18 protein-coding genes are annotated in these 20,491 nt (G+C 39.2%); 13 read left to right on the top strand and 5 right to left on the bottom strand.

The window, feature by feature from the left end:
• Window positions 1-219: 219 nt before the first annotated feature.
• Window positions 220-795, top strand: a complete 576-nt coding sequence (locus ABES02_RS26690; RefSeq protein ID WP_430140781.1) for a nucleotidyltransferase family protein — start codon at window positions 220-222, stop codon at window positions 793-795.
• Window positions 796-875: 80 nt separating this feature from the next.
• Here the strand turns inward: ABES02_RS26690 and ABES02_RS26695 are convergent, their stop codons facing one another.
• Window positions 876-1,394: a hypothetical protein gene (locus ABES02_RS26695; RefSeq protein WP_430140782.1), complete on the bottom strand. Its 519-nt coding sequence runs from the start codon at window positions 1,392-1,394 to the stop codon at window positions 876-878.
• 483 nt (window positions 1,395-1,877) lie between these two features.
• Window positions 1,878-2,399 (bottom strand): CBO0543 family protein, encoded by a 522-nt coding sequence (locus ABES02_RS26700; RefSeq protein ID WP_430140783.1) that lies wholly within the window; start codon window positions 2,397-2,399, stop codon window positions 1,878-1,880.
• Window positions 2,400-2,677: 278 nt separating this feature from the next.
• Between ABES02_RS26700 and ABES02_RS26705 the strand changes: the two genes are divergently transcribed.
• Entirely contained in the window at window positions 2,678-2,950 is a 273-nt protein-coding gene (locus ABES02_RS26705) for a hypothetical protein (protein ID WP_430140784.1), read from the top strand.
• Window positions 2,951-3,384: 434 nt separating this feature from the next.
• Here the strand turns inward: ABES02_RS26705 and ABES02_RS26710 are convergent, their stop codons facing one another.
• Window positions 3,385-3,579: a hypothetical protein gene (locus tag ABES02_RS26710; protein WP_430140785.1), complete on the bottom strand. Its 195-nt coding sequence runs from the start codon at window positions 3,577-3,579 to the stop codon at window positions 3,385-3,387.
• Between the two features lie 375 nt (window positions 3,580-3,954).
• Between ABES02_RS26710 and ABES02_RS26715 the strand changes: the two genes are divergently transcribed.
• The 7 genes from ABES02_RS26715 to ABES02_RS26745 all read left to right on the top strand — a co-directional run bounded on the left by ABES02_RS26715 (window position 3,955) and on the right by ABES02_RS26745 (window position 11,194).
• Window positions 3,955-4,644 (top strand): GntR family transcriptional regulator, encoded by a 690-nt coding sequence (locus ABES02_RS26715; RefSeq protein ID WP_430140786.1) that lies wholly within the window; start codon window positions 3,955-3,957, stop codon window positions 4,642-4,644.
• 57 nt (window positions 4,645-4,701) lie between these two features.
• Complete coding sequence (gene gabT / locus ABES02_RS26720; protein ID WP_430140787.1) at window positions 4,702-6,051, top strand: 4-aminobutyrate--2-oxoglutarate transaminase; 1,350 nt, start codon at window positions 4,702-4,704, stop codon at window positions 6,049-6,051.
• A 15-nt stretch (window positions 6,052-6,066) separates the two neighbouring features.
• Window positions 6,067-7,338: a histidinol dehydrogenase gene (hisD, locus tag ABES02_RS26725; RefSeq protein WP_430140789.1), complete on the top strand. Its 1,272-nt coding sequence runs from the start codon at window positions 6,067-6,069 to the stop codon at window positions 7,336-7,338.
• 26 nt (window positions 7,339-7,364) lie between these two features.
• Complete coding sequence (locus tag ABES02_RS26730) at window positions 7,365-8,228, top strand: ABC transporter substrate-binding protein (protein ID WP_430140791.1); 864 nt, start codon at window positions 7,365-7,367, stop codon at window positions 8,226-8,228.
• A 64-nt stretch (window positions 8,229-8,292) separates the two neighbouring features.
• A complete protein-coding gene (locus tag ABES02_RS26735) occupies window positions 8,293-9,000 on the top strand; it encodes an amino acid ABC transporter permease (RefSeq protein WP_430140793.1) in 708 nt (235 codons plus the stop codon).
• The gene (locus ABES02_RS26740; protein WP_430140795.1) at window positions 8,993-9,745 is read left to right on the top strand and encodes an amino acid ABC transporter ATP-binding protein; all 753 of its coding nucleotides are present in this window, start codon (window positions 8,993-8,995) and stop codon (window positions 9,743-9,745) included. The genes ABES02_RS26735 and ABES02_RS26740 overlap by 8 nt, the downstream gene beginning before the upstream one ends.
• A 12-nt stretch (window positions 9,746-9,757) precedes the next feature.
• Window positions 9,758-11,194 carry an aldehyde dehydrogenase family protein gene (locus tag ABES02_RS26745; protein WP_430140796.1) on the top strand — a complete coding sequence of 479 codons (1,437 nt, stop codon included), beginning with the start codon at window positions 9,758-9,760 and terminating at the stop codon, window positions 11,192-11,194.
• Between the two features lie 151 nt (window positions 11,195-11,345).
• Here the strand turns inward: ABES02_RS26745 and ABES02_RS26750 are convergent, their stop codons facing one another.
• Entirely contained in the window at window positions 11,346-12,116 is a 771-nt protein-coding gene (locus ABES02_RS26750) for a MurR/RpiR family transcriptional regulator (RefSeq protein ID WP_430140797.1), read from the bottom strand.
• Window positions 12,117-12,275: 159 nt separating this feature from the next.
• Between ABES02_RS26750 and ABES02_RS26755 the strand changes: the two genes are divergently transcribed.
• The 4 genes from ABES02_RS26755 to ABES02_RS26770 are packed head-to-tail and all read left to right on the top strand — an operon-like array spanning window position 12,276 to window position 17,384.
• Window positions 12,276-13,070 carry an SDR family oxidoreductase gene (locus tag ABES02_RS26755; RefSeq protein WP_430140798.1) on the top strand — a complete coding sequence of 265 codons (795 nt, stop codon included), beginning with the start codon at window positions 12,276-12,278 and terminating at the stop codon, window positions 13,068-13,070.
• A gap of 35 nt (window positions 13,071-13,105) precedes the next feature.
• On the top strand, window positions 13,106-14,617 hold the full coding sequence (locus tag ABES02_RS26760) for an FAD-binding oxidoreductase (protein WP_430140800.1): 1,512 nt from the start codon (window positions 13,106-13,108) through the stop codon (window positions 14,615-14,617).
• Window positions 14,618-14,642: 25 nt separating this feature from the next.
• Entirely contained in the window at window positions 14,643-16,058 is a 1,416-nt protein-coding gene (locus ABES02_RS26765; RefSeq protein ID WP_430140801.1) for an FGGY-family carbohydrate kinase, read from the top strand.
• Window positions 16,059-16,073: 15 nt separating this feature from the next.
• A complete protein-coding gene (locus ABES02_RS26770; protein ID WP_430140803.1) occupies window positions 16,074-17,384 on the top strand; it encodes an MFS transporter in 1,311 nt (436 codons plus the stop codon).
• Window positions 17,385-19,306: 1,922 nt separating this feature from the next.
• Here the strand turns inward: ABES02_RS26770 and ABES02_RS26775 are convergent.
• On the bottom strand, window positions 19,307-20,086 hold the full coding sequence (locus ABES02_RS26775; protein WP_430140805.1) for a PhzF family phenazine biosynthesis protein: 780 nt from the start codon (window positions 20,084-20,086) through the stop codon (window positions 19,307-19,309).
• Between the last annotated feature and the right edge of the window lie 405 nt (window positions 20,087-20,491).

Below are 20,491 nucleotides of genomic sequence, written 5' to 3' on the forward strand. Positions count from 1 at the left end.
AACTTAAGGGGTTCACTTCATCGGGGGCGTTTTTTTGTAAGGAAGATAAAAATCATGCAATATGTTGCGCAATTAGACTCAATTATCGTTTGAGTATGTAGGGGAAATATGGAAAGGTATAGAATGATGTGGGTTCAAGGAAACGGGTACAATTTTAATAACTTTCTATTTTTCATAGCCGATTAATTTGGAGGTATATAAAGACTAGGGAGAATAACTATGAATGTATATGAAAATCTATTAGTAAAGACCGTATCGAAGAGTGAACCATTAACTAGAATTTTACAGGTGCTAAAAGAATTAAATCTGCCTTTTGACTACTATGTTGGTGCAGGATGTGTCACAAACACTGTTTGGAATGACATCTCTGGTTATCCTCTCGAATATGGTATTTCAGACGTCGATATTGTTTATTATGACCTTCGCGACATGAAACCCGAAGGTGAGAAGGAACTTAAAGAAATTTTGAAATGTCAACTTGGAGATTTTCCATTTAGGTTAGACGTAAAAAATCAGGCAAGGGTGCATCTGTGGTATGAGAGCAAGTTTGGTTTTGCAATTAAACCTTACCTTTCACTTGAAGCAGCAATAGATAGCTGGCCGACTACTGCAACAGCTATAGGAATAAGAAAAGAGCAAAATGAAGTATACAAAATTTATGCACCTTACCAATTGGATGATTTATTTTCAATGGTGATTCGACCTAATAAGCTAATGGTGACCAGAGAAATTTTTGAAAATAAAGCTAGCAAATGGAAAGATAAGTGGCCAAGACTTGAGATTGTTCCTTGGTAAACAGTAATTTTACCATTGCATATTAAATAGACTCACTTAATGAATATTAGAGTGAGTCTATTTTTTTGCCTGTATATAGCTCATTGAGTAGAACCATTTAATTTACTAGGGTTCTTCTTGTAGTAGGAAAGCAAGAACCTATAAAAGCAGAGGATTCCGGAAATAACGACTATATAAGTGGGAAAAGAGTAAATTAATTTCCAACCATGATAGTTAAATACATGGAACTTGACCGCAATAAATTCAAAACCGACAGAAAATATCGCCCAAGTTAGAATATAAAGGACAATTTTAATGCCTTTTGGATGAAGTTTATCATAAAAATATACGCATAAATAACCAAATGGAAGATAGACCATATCTAAAATAACATCAAATATTTCGTATTTTTCTGTATCCGTTAAGCGATATAAATCATAAGGGGATATGGATGCTATCGCATTATCAATTACCTTAGGTATCGCCATACCTAATAATATAATGATAACTGTAATCTCTGTAGGAATTCTTTTAGGCAGTTTCCATATTAGTGGGCTTAAGAGGGCAGCTATGATGATAAACCATTCATTTTCATCAAAGTGTTTTGGAAACAAAAGCATGTTTTAAGTTGGCTCCTTTATAAAAAATTTTCTTCTGTACCACTGCCAAAAAAAGTATGTGATGGAAATGGTGAAAATCCATTCAACAACTGAATACCCAACTTTCCAATCATGGTTATGAAGGATACCTAAAAATATTAAACCATAATCGACTAAAGTTAAGAGAAGAACAGCCAATAATAGGGAGCAGTATCTAAGTACGCTCTTATGAATGGCTACCGAAAAATCAAAAAAGTAAATGATAAGGAGGGGACAAAGGATCAGCTGAATCAAAAAATGGGACCAATATTTATCTAACTCCGTTGACACCGTCATCCATTCAAGATTCACTAAAATAATCCAGGATAGGCTTTGAATGAGTAACGTTTGGATGAGCCAAAGGAAGAAAGTCTCAAATAAATGAATTCTTCTTGAAGTAACACATAAAGAAATTAAAAGTAATAAGGTTATGGATAAAATTATCGCTAAAATCATTGTTTCTCCTTATTTCAGATGAGTAATGGGTATATTAAATACATTCCATAAGAACAGAAGCCAAATAATTGAAAAGGCCCATGCTAATAATGGTTTTATATGATGGACCCGAAGTATAGTGAACATGACGACATCGAACGCCAAGGACCACCACATATTCCAACCGTAATAATGATGGATTAGGTCGAAGCGGAGGTTGAAATATTCAATGGTCATAAGAATAAATACCCAAAAGCCAATCCAGGTAACCTGCTTCCATTTAGAGCGGGGATATTTTCCAAGATAGATTAAGATTATAGACGGGTAGACGATAGCCATTACTAAAAGATTAATGATTAGATGTCCAAAGAAAATCTTTTCCCCAAATATCGCTTCATGATATTCCCACATTCGATGATTATGAAGTAACGCATTCTTTAATAGGTCACCACCAATAAAAAACAAAATCGTAGGATAATAAATTCGCCAATTCCGCCAATCCCCCCATTTAATAGCCGCAAGCAAGAATAGCAACGCATATCCAAGATGCACCTTTTTGCCACCTTCCTTTTTTAATTAGTTTAATTTACCCAATAAAAGGAAAATTAATAACTATTTAGAACAGGTAGACCATAAGAATAGACCATGGGGGATGTTCTCATGGCTTTTTTAAATCAGGCGGTACCGTTGGGTTTCGGTACTGTCACCGCTCGATATTTGTCGATGAAAGTGTTTCTATTAGGAGATTGGACTGCTGAAAAACGGTTCATACTGAGGATAAGTTTGGTATTGAATTATTATGTTGGAGGTGTTGATATCAGGAGGAAATAATGGATTGGAGAACCATCAAGTCTATTGTAGTCACAGATCATGCAGTCGAAAGGTACCAGGAAAGAGTAAAGGATGTACCGGAAGAAGAAGTTATTGACCATATCACAAAAGATATTAGGATTAAAAGCAGCTATGTAACGATTATTAATGGCCCGTATTCAAGAAAGGAAAGTTTAAATACTGGTGATCTTGAATACATCGCAGAAATAAAAGGTGATACGTTAACCGTTAAAACGGTATATATCAGTTTAAAAGATCCTGCTTGGTCCTAGTATAAGCACCATTGTTAGAACTACACGTATCAAATAAGCAGAAAAAATAATAACAGGAGGTTAAGATGACCTACAACCTAAAGAGTGAAACTAGCATGGGAGTCAATGAATCAAGTTGTCAATCAAGTCAAGGGTTGCTGCAGCACCTGTCTATGAATAAAAAATTCACTGCCCAACATCATTCAATACCAAACTTATTTATTGATGTTGGATAGCATTGAAATACAAATTAAGGATAAAGAGGAATGGGAAAATGACATTAAAAATAATTCAAGCCAAAAAACGAACAGCAAGTCATACATTTTACTAGCGAATTAAGAGGTTTAGAATACTCGACAATCAGATAGCTTGTAAATGAAAATGAATATAAAAATACCTCGAGCAATAAATGACCGCGAGGTAAATGTTTTAGTTTTCCTTACGAGCTCCCTTAACTAGAGTCCCATCCTTTTTGCCTCCAATAAATCGCCCATCTTCCACTCGTTTAGTCCAAATTTCAGTTTTAGGATTATATGTTTGTGAACGGTCCTTACTGCCCCTTTACGGTATCCATCACCAGTATTTTTTGCCATGATATCTGTCTCCTTATCGTCGGAATGATCTTCATGTCTGGAAATCACGAGATTCAATCGTTGTTCCACCCTTTGTATAAAGCAAGAGGTACAGAAAAGTGATAGTTCGTGTGGGGAAGGTAATTGTCGATATCAATTTGCAAATGAATCTATTAGATTTTAGAAAATGTAATGTTTTTGATTGGATAGATGGAATATATGAAAAATGTGGTCACCGATGGTGTCCATTTATTTTTATGGATTTAAAGAGACATTTTCACAGGTCCCGGACGGTTCCTCTGGTCCAAAGTAGTCTCATTTGAACCAGGAGAACCGTCCCTTGGCACAAGAACCGCCACTTTTGCGTGTATTTGACATAATATTATAAAAATATTGACTATTTTGAATATTGTTCTTACAATACCATTATAGAGTACTAGAGGAGGTGCTTGTTTGTCACACACAAAAATGGGGGAAAAGCAGATTTATCAAATCTTGCGTAGTGCCATTTTTAATGCAGAGCTTCCTCCGGGAACGCAATTAGTAGAGTCGTCCCTTGCCGAAGCATTTGGAGTGAGTCGAACCCCCATTCGGTCGGTGCTTTCCCGGCTGAAGTATGAATCATTGGTTCGTTTTATTCCCAATCGGGGAGCATTTGTTTATTGTCCTACGCCTGAAGAAGCGGAGCAAATCTTTTTTCTTCGTCAGATTTTAGAACCTGAAGCAGCCTATTTAGCCGCGCTTCAAGCAACTCCTTCTGACCTCGAAAAGATGAACTTCTTTTTAGAGCAGGAGAAACAGTTTTACCAACAAAATGAACCGCAACTTGCCTTGCAGGCAATTCAATCCTTCCATCTTGCCGTGATTGATGCTTGTAAGAATCCGTACCTTATCCAATATTTGCGGGAAATCCTTTCCTTAACCCACATCATTCTCATATTCTATGACGTTTCCGATGCGAATAACACTCAATCCAATCATCAGCATCGGGACTTGTATGAAGCCATCCATCAAAGAGACGCCATCCTTGCAAAGCAGCTTACTAAAGATCACATTCCTTTCATCATCGGCGATATTGACTTCACGAAAAAGCAAAATCACACATTAACCATTGATCAAATTATTACTCGGTACACTCCCTAGTAATTTTTTAATAGGGTTGATTGTATACAATTATTGTACACGTTTGGAGGATACAATATGCCGTCTATTAACATGAAAACGACCGTGCCTGGTCCTAAGGCCCAAGAGTTGTTAAAACGAAAGGAGCAAGTAGTTGCCCGCGGCCCGTCGAATACGGTTTTGTCCTTCGCAGAAAGTGGTGAAGGGGCCCTGTTAACCGATGTTGACGGAAATACATATATCGATTTTGCCGGGGCAATCGGAACCTTAAACGTTGGCCATAGTCCAGCACGTGTTGTCCAAGCATTAAAAAATCAGCTAGATAGGTATATTCATACCTGCTTTAACGTCATGATGTATGAACCCTATGTAGCCTTGGCAGAAGAGTTAGTCCGGATTACACCTGGAGATCATGCTAAGAAAGCTTTTTTTGCAAACAGCGGAGCGGAAGCGGTTGAAAATGCTATTAAAATCGCTCGTAAGTACACTGGGCGTAAAGGGATTATCTCCTTTGAACGCGGTTTTCATGGTCGGACGCTGCTAGCCATGTCGTTAACAAGTAAAGTAAAGCCTTATAAGTATCAATTTGGACCGTTTGCCCCTGAGACTTACCGAGCGGGTTATCCTTATTATTTCCGTAAACCAGAAGGGATGACAGAGGAGCTGCTGGATCAAGAACTATTACAACAATTAGAAACGTTTTTCTTGGCTGAAGCGCCAACGGAAGAAATTGCTGCTGTGATTATTGAACCTGTTCAAGGGGAAGGAGGATTTATCGTTCCTTCTAAAACGTTCATACAGGGACTCAAGAAAATTTGTGAAAAATACGGCATCCTTTTTATCGCCGATGAAATTCAAACCGGTTTTGCTCGTACCGGCTCGATGTTCGCGATTGAGCAATTTGGAGTCGTGCCGGATCTAATGACGTTATCCAAATCCTTAGGAGCCGGACTGCCGATTTCTGCGGTTGTCGGACGTTCTGAAATGATGGATGCGCCGGCACCAGGTGAAATCGGGGGTACCTATGGTGGAAGCCCGCTTGGCTGTGTGGCTGCACTTGAAGTGATTAAAATCATTGAAAACGAAGGCTTAGTAGAGAGATCCCAAAAAATCGGACAGGTTTTAACGGACCGGTTTAAGAGCTGGCAAGCCCAATATCCGCAAATTGGGGATGTTCGCGGCTTAGGTTCCATGGTTGCGATTGAACTCGTCAAAGATCCTGTAACGAAGGAGCCTGATAAAGAATCTACCGCTAAGATTGTTGCAGTGGCTCAACAAAAAGGACTCATTCTTCTCAGTGCCGGACTTTACTCGAATTGTTTACGAGTTTTAGTGCCACTCGTTGTAACAGATGAACAGCTGGCTGAAGGTTTGGATGTGCTCGAAGCCTCCATTAAAGAAGTGCTGGTTCAACCAGTAAATGCTTAAAAGGGAGAATAGTTCATGGAAATGTTAAAACAATTGCCGCAGCAGGGCGGCGAAAAAGTTCGAGTGGAAGAAGCCGTTTCTTCTATTATTCAACGGGTTCGTCAAGAAGGGGATGCCGCCCTTAAAGCCTATCTTAGACAGTTTGACGGGGTGGATATCGAGGAACTGCGTGTCCAAGAGAAGGATATTCAGGAAGCCTTATCCCAATTGCCGCAGACGTTGATTGAGGACCTTCAATTTTCGGTAGAGCGGATTAAAGCCTTTGCTGAGGCCCAGCGCCGAACACTCACAGAATTTGAGCAAGAAATGATTCCGGGAGTTTATTTGGGACAACGGGTCATTCCAATTGAAACCGTGGGAGCCTATGTTCCTGGAGGACGATATCCACTGTTATCTTCTGCACAGATGGCGATTATCCCCGCTAAAGTCGCGGGCGTATCAAACGTGAAAGTATGTACACCGCCAACCAAAACGGGAGAAGTCCATCCGGCGGTACTTGCTGCGGCCCACTTATCTGGAGCGGATGAAATCTACCGTGTTGGAGGAGCTCAAGCGATTGCCGCTCTTGCTTATGGAACAGAATCTATTGGTCCGGTTCATAAAATTACTGGACCGGGTAACGTGTTTGTCACCGAAGCAAAACGTCAGGTTCATGGTCAGGTCGGTATTGATTTGTTAGCCGGCCCAAGTGAAGTGCTAGTAGTTGCTGATCAATTTGCCGATCCGGTATATGTTGCTTCCGATTTACTCGCCCAAGCGGAACACGATGTCAATGCCCGGGTGGCCTTAGTGACCACCGATCGAAATTTCGGGATGGCCGTTCTTCGTGAAATCGAAGAACAACTTAAAACCCTGCCGACTGCCGAAGTCGCCCGCGCCTCATGGGATCGATGGGGACAAGTATTCCTTGCGGATAGCTTAGAAGAAGCCATCTCGATTGTGAATGATTGGGCACCAGAACATCTCCATGTCCAAACCATCAATGCTTATGACATTAAAGACCGATTCATTAATTACGGATCTCTATTTTTAGGTGGACTTTCTTCTGTTGTCTATGCAGACAAAGTGTGTGGAACGAATCATATTCTGCCTACTCGCGCTGCTGCCAAATATACAGGCGGCGTATGGGTGGGGACGTTTTTAAAAGTAGTAACCTATCAGTTTATCAAACAAGAAGGTGTTGAAGTACTTGCACCTCATTGTGTTCGGCAATCAGGCCAAGAAGGGCTGATTGGTCATCTTCGCTCAGCCAATATCAGATGGAGCGGAAAACTGGATATTGAATAAAAAATAAATTTTATGGAGGAATTACGATGAAACCATTCACTAAAATGTTTTTGCTCACTCTTCTTTCTCTTATTCTATTAGCCGGCTGCGGCGGCGAAAAGACGACAAGTGGAAATGCTAGTGATTCAAAAGGTGACAGCAAATCTGCCACAAGTACATTAGAAAAAGCAAAAGAAAAAGGTGTGCTTGTTGTCGCTTCATCCAACGACGTTCCATTTGCCTATATTGATAAGGATACGAAGAAGTTTGCGGGTATTGATGCTGAAATTATTACAGAAGTCGCCAAACGCTTAGGCATTCCGAAAGTTGAAATGAAAGAGGTAAAGTTTGAAAACCTTCTGCTTGAGCTAAACAACAAAGGCGTGGATATGGTAACAGATGGAATGTATATCAAGCCGGAACGTCAGAAAATTGCGGACTTCACGAATATTTGGTACACCGAAGGGGAAGCGCTGGTTGTTTTAAAAGATTCTCCTATCAAAGGACTGGATGATTTAAAAGAGAAGGTTGTTGGCGGACAAAAAGGGACAGCATTCCTTGAGTTTGCTCAAAAGCTTCAAAAAGAAGGCAAGATTAAAGAAGTAAAGGTGTTTAATTCACAGTCAGAACTGCTTCTTGCTGTAAATACCAAAAAAATTGATGCTTGTATCACAGATAGTGCAGTAGCTGGCTATAGTATCACGAATGACAAAACCTTGAATTTAAAATTAGTTTCTCCTTATAAAGCGGAAGCGGCAGGAAATATCGGAGCAGCTGTCCGTAAGTCAGATAAAGATCTGTTGGAAGCCTTCAATAAAGAATTAGATAAGCTTAAGGAAGAAGGGTTCGTCCTTGACGTTTTGAAAAAATATGGATTAAACGAAGATAACTTCGTGCCTGCTGGAAAGTAAGCAGTTTTTCATGGAGAGCTCTTTCCTTAGGCTCTCCTATCTTTTTTTATAAAGGGGGATACATATGGACATCTTAAAAAGTTTAGATTTTGCAACAGCCTTTAAAGACCTGTATCCAGAATTGTTACATGCGATGGGGACCGTGCTTGGAGCTACCATATGCGGTTTCATCCTGGCATTAGTACTTGGTACGTTGATTGCTTTAGGGAGAATTTCAAAAATCAGCTGGCTAAATCGATTGTTGGTGCTTTTTCTTGAAATTATTCGAGGAACTCCTTTGCTTGTCCAAGTTGTGTATATGTATTATGTTGTTCCGTTGCTCATCTCTGCAGTGGTTCAATTTTGGATTCCAGGATATCAATTGAATTTTGATGCCTTCATTGCAGGAACTCTTGCATTGGGAGTGAATTACGGGGCTTATTTATCGGAAGTTATTCGCTCGGCTATTACCGCTATTGACCGCGGACAAACAGAAGCTGCTTTGGCCCTCGGGTATACGAATAAGCAGGCGATGTGGTCCATTATTATTCCACAGGCCAGCCGAATTGCGTTACCGACCTTCGGCAACTACATCATCATGATGGTGAAGGATACCTCGCTTCTTGCCTTTATTACGGTGAGTGAACTATTGCTAAGAACCCAAACTTATGCTTCTCAAACATTCTTAACCATTGAATCCTATACGCTTTTAGCGTTAGCCTATTTAGTTTTAAGCTTGCCAATGGCTCAATTAGTGAGAGTGATGGAGAGGAGATTAGGTCGTCATGTCTAACGCAATCATTGAAGTGAACCAACTGCGAAAATCCTTCGGCTCCAATGAAATTTTAAAAGGAATTGATTTGGAAATCAAACCAGGAGAAAAGGTGGTCATCATCGGGCCATCTGGATCAGGAAAGTCCACCTTACTTCGCTGTCTTAACTTTTTAGAAATCCCGACTGGTGGAACTGTAAAGGTGCATGGTGATTATTTTATTAAACCGGGTGAAAAGTTTAATGAGAAACATGTGGCGTCGCTGCGGACTGAAGTGGGAATGGTTTTTCAACGGTTTAACTTATTCCCAACCATGACAGCACTCGAAAATGTGATGGCTGCTCAAATTAAAATCCGGAAAAAATCTAAAGAAGCGGCACGGGAAACTGCCGAAAAATATCTACGTAAAGTAGGATTAGCGGAACGGATGGATCATTATCCAAGTCAATTATCAGGCGGGCAGCAGCAGCGTGTTGCCATCGCAAGAGCTCTGGCGATGGAACCGAAAGCTATGCTGTTTGACGAAGCAACATCTGCACTCGATCCTGAACTTGTAGGTGAGGTTTTAAATGTCATTCGTGAGTTGGCAAACGAAGGAATGACGATGGTATTAGTCACACATGAAATGAGATTTGCAGAAGAGGTTGGCGATCGGGTTATTTTTATGGACGATGGGGTCATCGTTGAGGAAGGGCCGCCGAAAGAGTTTTTCCATACCCCGAAACATAACCGAACACGGGAATTTCTTCAAAAAGTAGAGCATTAGGGAGTGGATGGTATGGTGTTGAACATTGGAAACTTGATTAATGGGAAGGAGTATAAAGGAAACGGTCGTGCCGGGTACGAGGTTCGTAGTCCTTATAACGGTGAAGTAGTAGGAAGTGTTGATTTCGCTACCGAGGAAGATTTGCTCTTGGCGATTGAAACGGCGGGGCAGGTTTTTGAAAAAACGATGAAGAAGATGCCTGCCCATGAGCGATCTACCATTCTTCGGAAATCGGCGGACTTGTTGGAAAGTAAAGGTGGAGAATTTGCCCAGCTTCTATGTCAGGAAGCGGGTAAACCGATTCGTGATGCACAGGGGGAAGTAGGGCGAGCCATTCAGGTTCTACGTTTTGCAAGTGAGGAAGCGAAGCGAAACGATGGAGAATTGATCAAGATGGATTCAGCGGTCGGAGGAGAAGGACGAATCGGTTTTGCTAAACGTGTTCCGGTTGGCGTGGTAGCGGCTATTACCCCGTTTAACTTCCCACTCAACCTTGTGCTGCATAAGCTTGCCACGGCAATCGCGGCAGGATGTACGGTGGTGTTGAAACCAGCCGAAAAAACCCCTTTGTCAGCGATGAAATTGGTTCGATTAATGGAGGAGGCGGGCCTGCCTGCAGGGGCCGTCAATGTGGTGAACGGATTTGGTGCTGATCTTGTGCCTGTATTGGTAACTCACCCTTATGTCAAAAAAGTGACCTTTACCGGAAGCGGTCCGGTTGGATATAAAATCAAAGAAATGGCGGGGAACCGAAAAGTCACTCTTGAATTAGGGTCAAATGCTCCGAACATCGTGTTTCCGGATGCTGACTTAGATGCTGCGGTTGCAGGAATGGTGAAAGGTGGGTTCGGATTTGCCGGGCAGGCCTGCATCTCTGTTCAAAGGATTTATATCCATCAGGATATCTATGGTCCGTTTTTAGATAAATTGGTGCCATTGGTAAAAAATCTGCAGGTGGGAGATCCTGTGTTGGAAACAACGGATGTGGGCCCGCTGATTACGGAAGAGGCTGCGATTCGGGTTGAAGCCTGGATTCAAGAGGCTGTCAGCGAAGGTGCGAAGGTATTAGCAGGCGGGCAGCGGCAAGGAGCACTACTCCACCCGGCCGTGTTAGTGGATGTGCAGCCCTCCATGAAGGTGGTGTGTCAAGAGGTATTCGCGCCGTTAGTAACGGTGATTCCTTTTGAAACTGAGGAAGAAGTGATAGCCGCTGCAAACGATTCCGATTATGGGCTGCAGGCAGGCGTATTCACCACTAATATAAACCGAGCTTTCCGATTCTTTGATGCTCTAGAAACTGGTGGGGTATGGATCAATGAAATCTCGACAGTCAGACAGGACAATTATCCATATGGCGGGGTAAAGTTGAGCGGCATCGGTCGGGAAGGCGTCGCTTCAGCGATTGAGGAAATGACTGATGTAAAATTTATGGGGATTAAGTTGAGTTGATTTTGGTGTGACCATGGGGACTGTTCTCACGGCTTTTTTGAGCCATGAGGACCGTCCGACGGTTCTTATGCTTTAAAGGATTTTGTCAAAAACAGAAAGAACTAGTGGATTCGTCTGACAGTATATGGGTATAAGAAAACAGACCGTCTGTTCACCAGGCGGTCTGTTCTTTTGATTCATCTTTTTTTAATGTATCTCTTTCTGTCATTAATTTTGCAATAATTTCTTCGATAAAAATAAAGAAAACAGTGCGGGTTTTTTCATACGGCAGCAATTGTTCATTTTGAGCAGATTGGGTTAAGTAAAAGACATTATCTGCTTTCAAAGCGGATGAATTGTCATATTCCTCCAAAATCAACAATATTTCAGCCCCTTTATTCTTTACCTCGTTGAACAGGTTTTCAAAAGAAGTGAATTTACCGGTTACGGAAAAAACAATTAAAAGCGTTTCCTCATCCACCAAATGTTTCGCATGATCTTCTCCCTGGCTCACTAAAATATGTTTTCCAGAAACAAGAGCAAGCTTATAAGCAAAGTATTCTACACAAATAAAGGATGGACCTAATCCGAATAGAACGATCCTATTGTACTTCTTATAAAAAGTTAAAAACTCATCCACTAATGCAGGGTCAAAATTGTCGATAAAGTGTTTTAATCTTTCCAGTTCACTTGAAGATTTTTTGTCTTCAAGATTTATTGGCTGCCCTCCAAAAAACTGCTTGTATTGTTTAAAATTTTCAAACCCCAGTTTTCTAACCAGTTTTGATACTTTTGATGGAGACACATTACAATAATCAGCGGCCTCTAATATTTTAAGATGATCATTATCCTTTATAATTTCAGAAAGTTGGTTATGGACCGAAAGCTCAAGGTCATTTAATTTGTTTAAATTAATATTTATGGTCTTTCCCTCTCTTCTCATTGGTTCTTAATGAAAGTATACCAGAGTGGAAAATTTTCCACAATTAAAAAATATTTTATAAAAAATAGAAAATTTTCTAAAGAATCCGTTTACATCTGGAGATATTTATAGTAAATTAACCTTGTAAATATTAAAAACCATTTAAGAAGAGGGCTAAATATGAATACTCATAAAACCGATATAAAAGATTTCTCAATGGATTTCTTTAGCTTAAAAGGAAAAGTGGCGATTATAACTGGAGGAAATTCTGGATTAGGGCAAGGCTTTGCTTTAGCACTTGCAAAAGCAGGGGCGGACATTTTTGCCGTCAGCATCGCGGAAGACAATGGTGAAACGAAAAACATGATCGAAGAGGAAGGCGTTCGCTACCATCTGATGATCGCAGACGTTACTCAGGAAGGTGCTTGTCAAAAAATTGCTGAAGAATGCATCGATACATTTGGAAAAATAGACATCCTCATGAATAACGCAGGCATTTGCATCAATGAACCAGATGTGACGAAGTTTAGTAGACTTCAATGGGATAAAATGGTCGCGATCAATTTAACGGCAGGTTTTGAACTATCTCATGAAGTGGCAAAGTACATGATTCCACAAAAAAGCGGGAAAATCATTAATACTTGTTCCTTGTTTTCATACCTTGGGGGTCAATGGTCACCCGCATATGCTGCAACGAAACACGGCTTAGCAGGTTTTACAAAAGCATATTGTGATGAATTGGCTCAATTCAATATTCAAGTTAACGGTATTGCACCAGGATATTTTGCTACTGCCGTTACAGCAGAGACACGAGCTAATCCTGTAGCAAATCAACGGATTTTAGACCATATTCCTGCTAATAGATGGGGCAATATCTTAGATTTAATGGGTGCAGTTGTCTATTTAGCTTCAGACGCTTCCAATTATGTAAATGGAACTCTAGTAAATGTTGATGGTGGATACTTAGTACGATAACGTAATATAGAATAGATAAAAGGAGAAATGCTGCAATGACTAACGAACAGTTATTAAAAGAAGAAACTACGATGGTTAAAGAACAATTATTAAAAGAATTAGAGTCTATTATTTCAGTAGAACAAATCAATACCGATCAGGAAGCACTTTATGATGCATCTGCAGATCGTTATAAAAAATATGCGAAAGCTAAAGAGGTCCTTGACGTTCCAATGCCTATGGCAATTGTATACCCGCACTCCGCAGAAGAAGTGAAGTCACTTCTTATGTTCTGTAATAAAAAAAATATCAATGTTATTCCTAGAAGTGGAAAAACTGCTACCGAAGGCGGTCTTGAAAACTGGAAAGAAACAGCTTTAGTAATTGATGGATCAAGAATGAATAAAATCATTAAAATAGATCCATATAATATGCAAGCAACTGTCCAAGCTGGTGTGAAACTACAGACACTAGAAGATGAATTACGAAAAATTGGCTACACTACGGGTCACTCTCCACAGTCAAAACCAGTAGCACAATTTGGCGGATTATTAGCAACGAGAAGTATTGGGCAATTTTCAACTTTATACGGTGCAATTGAAGATATGGTTGTAGGGTTAGAGTGTGTATTTCCTAACGGACATATTTCTAGAATAAAAAATGTTCCAAGAAGAGCTGGCGGACCAGATATTAGACATATTGTGATCGGTAATGAAGGAACGTTATGCTATATAACAGAAGTTACAGTTAAAATATTTAAATTTTACCCAGAAAACAATGTTTTCCATGGTTATTTAATTAAGGATGTTGATACGGGTATTAAAGTTTTAAGAGAAGTTATTACAAACGGCTTTAGACCATCCGTTGCCCGCGTATATTCTGAAGAAGATGCAAGACAACATTTTGCTCATTTCTATAAAGACAAATGTGTATTGATTTTTATGACAGAAGGACCAGAGGGTATTGTCAAGGCAACGAATGAAGCGATTGAAGAAGCGGTTTCTAAATTCCAAGAAGGAATCGTTGAAAAAGTGGATGACCAATTAATCGAAAATTGGTTTAATAACTTGAATTGGACACAGGGACACATTGATCGTGAATTCCAAACAATGGTTGATCATCATAAGCATGATGGTTTTACAACGGAAGTATCGGCTGACTGGGAAAACATTACAAAGATTTATCACAATGTCATGAAACGAGTTAGGGAAGAGTTTGACAGAATTGAAGATATCACCATGCTTGGAGGACACTCATCCCATAGTTATTTGAATGGAACGAATATGTATTTTGTATACAACTATAATATTAATTGTGCGCCAGAGGATGAAATGAGAGTTTATCATCATCCAATCCATTCTATTATTATTGAAGAAACATTAAAGCTAGGCGGTTCCATGTGTCACCACCATGGTATTGGAAAATATCGTACCGAGTGGACACAAGAAGAGCATGGTTCTGCTTACAATATGCTGGAAAAACTAAAAGAAGCTTTTGACCCGAATGGCATCATGAATTTTGGAACCATCTTCCCACAAGAGGAAGGCATGAAATATATTAAAGGGTAACGGTGATCATATGAGCGGGTATGTAATGGGGATAGATAATGGCTCACAAAGTACAAAAGTAGCCATTTATAATTTGGAAGGAAATGAAGTGGCCTTTGGAGCCTTTCAATTAAAAGAAACGTTATCCCCTGAACCGGGTGTCGTCATTCATCCCGATGATGATTTATGGGACAGTGTATATGGAGCCATTAAAAATTGTCTAGCCAATTTTACTGGCAATCCTAAAGATATTGTCGGAATTGGTCTTTGTACAATTAGATGTTGTCGAGTTTTATTAAAGGAAGATGGCCATCTAGCTTATCCGGTGATAAGCTGGATGGATTCTAGACTAAACAACCCATATGTACATTCTGATGATCAAGTCAAGTATGTGACGACTACTTCCGGTTATCTGGGATTCCGGTTGACTGGGGAATTGAAGGACACAGCTGCCAATTATGAGGTTCACTGGCCGCTGGACCGCGAAACGTTAGATTGGTCTCGGGACGAGGAAGTGTTTAAGGCCTATGGATTGAAAAGAGGGATGGTATTTGATCTTGTAAAACCAGGCGAAAAGTTTGGAACGCTAAGACAAGAACTGGTTGATGAGTTTGGTTTTAATCAAGATATACCGGTAGTAGCAACCGCCAATGATAAAGCTGTAGAGGCGTTAGGCTCCGGAATTAAGGACGAAGGGACTATCATGATCTCACTTGGAACCTTCATTTCGTCCATGTTGTTAAGAAATGAATATAAGGAAAATGCCGTTAATTTCTTTCCAACACTCGCCTGTATTCCATTTAAATATGTTTATGAATCCAATGGAATAAGACGTGGAATGTGGACAGTGAGTTGGTTCAAAAAACTGATTGGTGAAGAACTCGTCACAGAGGCTGCAAAACTGGGAGTATCGGAAGAGGAATACTTGAATAGGAAAGCGCAGGATGTTTCAGTCGGCAGTGACGGTCTGATCACGATCCTGGACTGGTTATCGACACCATCAGAACCATATCGAAAAGGTATCATGATCGGTTTTGACCAGAGGCATACGAAATACCATATATACCGTTCAATTTTGGAAGCGATTGCTTTTAATATTAAAAACAATATTGATGATATGCTAGCGGAAATAGATGCAAAGCTAAACGATTTAGTCATCATAGGCGGGGGTTCCAAGAGCGATTTGATTATGCAAATTATGGCCGATCTTTTTGGATTGCCAGTTCACAGACGTGCAGGAAGCAGTAGTGCGTGTCTAGGGGCTGCGATTTGTGTCTGCCAGCATTTATCGATTTACAAAGATTTTAATGAAGCTGCAAGTAAAATGGTTAAAACTCAACACACGTTTATACCGGACCAAAAAAATCACGAACTCTACAATACAATTAACAATTCTGTTGTTAAAAATGTAAGAGCTCACACAGATGAAATATTAAAAATATCTTATCCCATTTTTAATTAAGAAAAGAGTGATTTTGTGGCAGAGAAAAATTATAAAAGGTATTTTCAGTTTTTCCTCATTGTTTTAGCAGCAGGATCGATTTTTCCACTTATCTATTTAAAAACAAATTATCAAGAGACGATTTTAGAAGTTTACGGAATAACACTTAAACAATTAAATGGCATATTTTCCGTGTTGGGTGTGGCCTATCTCGTAGGATATTCTCCAAGTGGCTGGCTTGCTGATAGATTTTCAGCAAAGAAACTTTTATTCATTTCACTCCTGGTCTGTGGATTAACCGGACTATGGTTTGCTCAAGTTCCGAGCTATTCAATGGTATTGGTGATATTTGGTATTTGGGGATTTTTTTCCGTATTCACCTTTTGGGCAGCCCATTTAAAACTAGTAAAGTTAATCGCTAAAAGGGAAGAAGAAGGAAGATTTTTTGGAGCTTTAGATGGTGGCCGCGGATTAATAGAGGCCATATTGGCAAGTATAGCATTGTTTATTTTTACAAACGTTTTGGGAGACAGTACAGCACTAAGTCATAAGAAAGAAGCCTTACAATTTGTGGTTTACATGTACTCTGCTGCACTAATTTTGGTATCTTTCCTCATTTTATTTTTTGTTAAAGAAGACAAATCTTCTATAAAAAAAGAATCTTCTTCTAAAGCGGCAGGAACCAGTAAAAAAATAAATGTGAACGATTTCAAACAACTATTCAGTAATAAGTTCATATGGATGCTAGGCGGCATCATATTTATGTCTTATATTGTTACCTGGGCCGTATATTACCAAGGTGGATTTTTACAAACAAATATAAAAGTTGATGCCGCAACTGTTGGTGAAGTGACTGTATTAATGCTTTGGATGCGGCCGATTGGCGGGTTGTTAGGCGGATTTTTGGGGGATAAATTTGGGAAGAGCAGTATCCTCATGATTGCTTTAGGGTTAGCTGCCACTTTCTTAATTGCTATATCAAGCTTACCAATAACGATGCCTCTGATTTACTTTAAAGTCCAAGTCGTAATGATAGGTTTAATGATTTATACCGTTAGAGGTCTTTACTGGTCATTACTTGGAGATTGTAAGGTAGATGAAAAGATACTCGGTCTGGCGATTGGAGTTGTATCCTTTATAGGCTATACACCAGATATTTTAATGCCTATCGTCAATATTGTATTGTTTAAAACTTACGGACCTAACGGTGGTTATAATGGGTACTTTATCTTTTGTGCCTGTGCGGCAATACTCAGTATCATTATGACTTTAATCTTTAGAATGTCCGTGAAGAAAGAAGCTAGAAATTCAATCAAAACAGATGAATTAATAGCGAAAAATGCTTAACTGATTATTGTGATAAGGGTGCTTAAAAGACGCCGGCATAAGCCAAAGGGTGGTTCTCGAGAAAACAATTAATGCTTTTTGACAAACAGCACCCTGACGGTAAAGGTTGCAGTGAGAAGTGTTAGCAGCACTTCTCTTTTTTTATTATATGTCTATTAAATACAAAAAACACCTAATTAAGAAAGACCATGGGGGGTGGTTCTAGTGGTTGACATTTACCTCATCAGAAACGATAAGAAAGGTCCCGGTAGCTTTTAGGTGACAAAAAATTTGCCTACCAATCAGATAAATTCCTTATATAATAGATTTTGCTGCACATCTAATCAAATGATTAATTAGTTTTGCGATAGGGTAATTTGTTGGAGAGTTTCAGTTTAATATAATAGGATTTCCCGAGATCTTAGCAATTATCCCAATAAAAAAAGAGCTAACAAGCTCTTGTTTTTGTTTGTATTAGCCCCGCCTTCGCTAAATACGATGATGTTCACATTAACCATCCAACCCAGTATAATTATACAAAAAAACGTTTACATATTCAATATCTATTCATAGTCTAATATTTTCCATTTTAAGAGAAACCTATCAAAACCTTGAGAACCGACGTTAAAAAGTTAATGAAATAGAAAATGGGGTGGAGATACAGTGGGAAAAGAGAGAATGGATTTTGGTTATAAGGACTGTTCATAATTAAGTAACCAGCGAAAGTAAAATAAGCGGAGATTTTTCGCTTAGGTGCAAAATGGAACTCGTTTCGGGGTAAATAAGGGGAGGTTTTCCGACTATGCAAAATAAAATCCCCCATTTTCACGTTTTTCGAGTCAATAGGCGGAATTTCTCCGTCTATTTATGCTATTTTCAATGCTATTTTCGAATTAAGCGAAATTTTTCCGTCTATTTATCAGACCGGGTGCTTAAACTGATCCCCATCCCATAAGAGCGAATCCCTCATGATCCCAGAAGTTGTTCAAGAGGACATCGTCCTTGTGGAATTCCTATGGAATTTTATCTATTAATTTGTAAAATTGGTTCTCCCAAAAAAATAATACCCTCCACCTAAACGGTAGAGGGTATTATTTTTTTGCTGCCTATTCAATTATTCTTGACTCGATTCGCTTTAATGATCCGTTTTGCAATCCACCAACAGAGAGGAAAGTTTATAAAAAAAGTCATTGCTATAAAGGTTGCAAATGCTATCAAATCATTATTCATTTCATCCCCGGGGCTCATTGACACAATCGTAAAAAATACCGCGTATATCACAATGGTAATAAGCAGAGCTAATATTCCATCGGACAACTTACTAAAAACTTTCAATCTATTTATTCATTCCTTCCGTCAATGGTCGTATTACTTATCTCCTAGATTTATCGTAACCAATAGGTATGTATAAGTCTAGGTGGGAGTGAAGTAATTCTACAAGTAAACCATTTTCTTTTTAACAAGGGGGACGGTTCTCGCGGATTTTTTGTACCATGAGAACCGTCCCCCCGGCTTTCTTTTGTTAACCGCCCCTGAGACGCTCTAATTCTTTTTCGGAAAAAGAGCCGCCCGTCGACGTTCTTTTTATAGGTTCAATTGAATAATACCAGGAATAGAAGGGACTGAAGGCAATTTTAATTAAACGTCTGTGTAATGTTGAAAAAAGGGAAAGAAGGTAGAATTCTGTTTGATAGAAAGAATGGGGTCATTTTCTGGGGAATATTGTTCTTTTTTTGAAAATGCCTAAAGATTTTCACGACAAATATTTCGGTACCATGCTGACTAAAATACTTTCATAGCACTGCTTTCTTTCTATTTAATCAAACGATTATTTAACATGTTATATACGAAAAATGGTCGATATTTGTCCTTAAAAGACCAAGGGGACAGTTCACGCGGTTAAAAATGAAGCTGCGTCTTACCACAAGAACCGTCACTTTGGACTAGCCCAGATTTAATTCCGCTATTGAATAAATGGCTGCTCTTCCAGCCATTTTCACACGTGTGCCTTCATGTCTGCAGTAAAGCGTACCGCCTCTTTTGGACACCTGTTTGGCCACCAATTCCCTTTTGTCTAATCTTTTTGCCCAATATGGAACTAAGCAGCAGTGCAAAGAACCTGTTACGGGATCTTCATTTACTTTTAATTTTGGAAAAAATCCTCTGGAAACAAAGTCATATTCGCTTCCTTTTGCGGTGATACAGACACCGAGAGCATCTGGTAATTTTTCTAATTTCGCAAAGTCCGGTGTAGCTTTAATTACAGCTTCTTCTGACTCTAATACCAATACCAAGTCTCTGTTGATAAAGGCTTCGATTGGCGTGACGCCCAATGCATCGATAATCTGTTCCGTTATAGGATATTCTTCAGATTGTACAGCAGGAAAATCTAATTCATACAAATCATCGCTTCTATTTACGGTAAGCATGCCGCTCAATGTATCAAACTTTACGGTGTCCAGTTCCTTTTCATAATAGTTCATAATGATAAAAGCAGTGGCGAGTGTGGCGTGCCCGCAAAGGTTTATTTCTCCCCCGGGAGTAAACCATCGAAGTCGATAAGTATCTTCTTCCTTCACCGCAAAGGCAGTTTCTGATAAGTTATTTTCGCTAGCGATTTTCTCCATCAAATTGTCGGAAAGCCACTCTTTCATTACACAAACTCCTGCAGGATTACCTTCAAAAATTTTTTCAGCAAATGCATCGACTACAAAGTATTTCATTTTTTTATCCCCCCTAGAGTTTCTTATATAATAGTATTTTATATTCAATTATGGATAGGATACAATTGCAAACTCCTTGGCTTGTCCTATGCCATAACATTTTATATTTGTTTTGAATTTCCCTTTGGTTAAATAGTTTTTTTTTTTTTTATAAAAAAGTATTGACCAATCAATTAATCTCCTGTAATATATGAAAAGTCGTCAGCGAGGCGATGAAAGAAATTTAAAAAACGATTGACACATTGAAAGTGACATGGTATATTGTTATTCTGTCTCTTGAAAATTGTTCTTTGAAAACTAAACAAACAAAAACGTCAACAAACAATAAAATTCGTTTCTATATGAAACGAAGCCAACGTAACAAAATGAGCTAATCAACTTTCTTGGAGAGTTTGATCCTGGCTC

Source organism: Neobacillus pocheonensis (assembly GCF_050477905.1).
Taxonomy (GTDB): domain Bacteria; phylum Bacillota; class Bacilli; order Bacillales; family Cytobacillaceae; genus Neobacillus; species Neobacillus pocheonensis_A.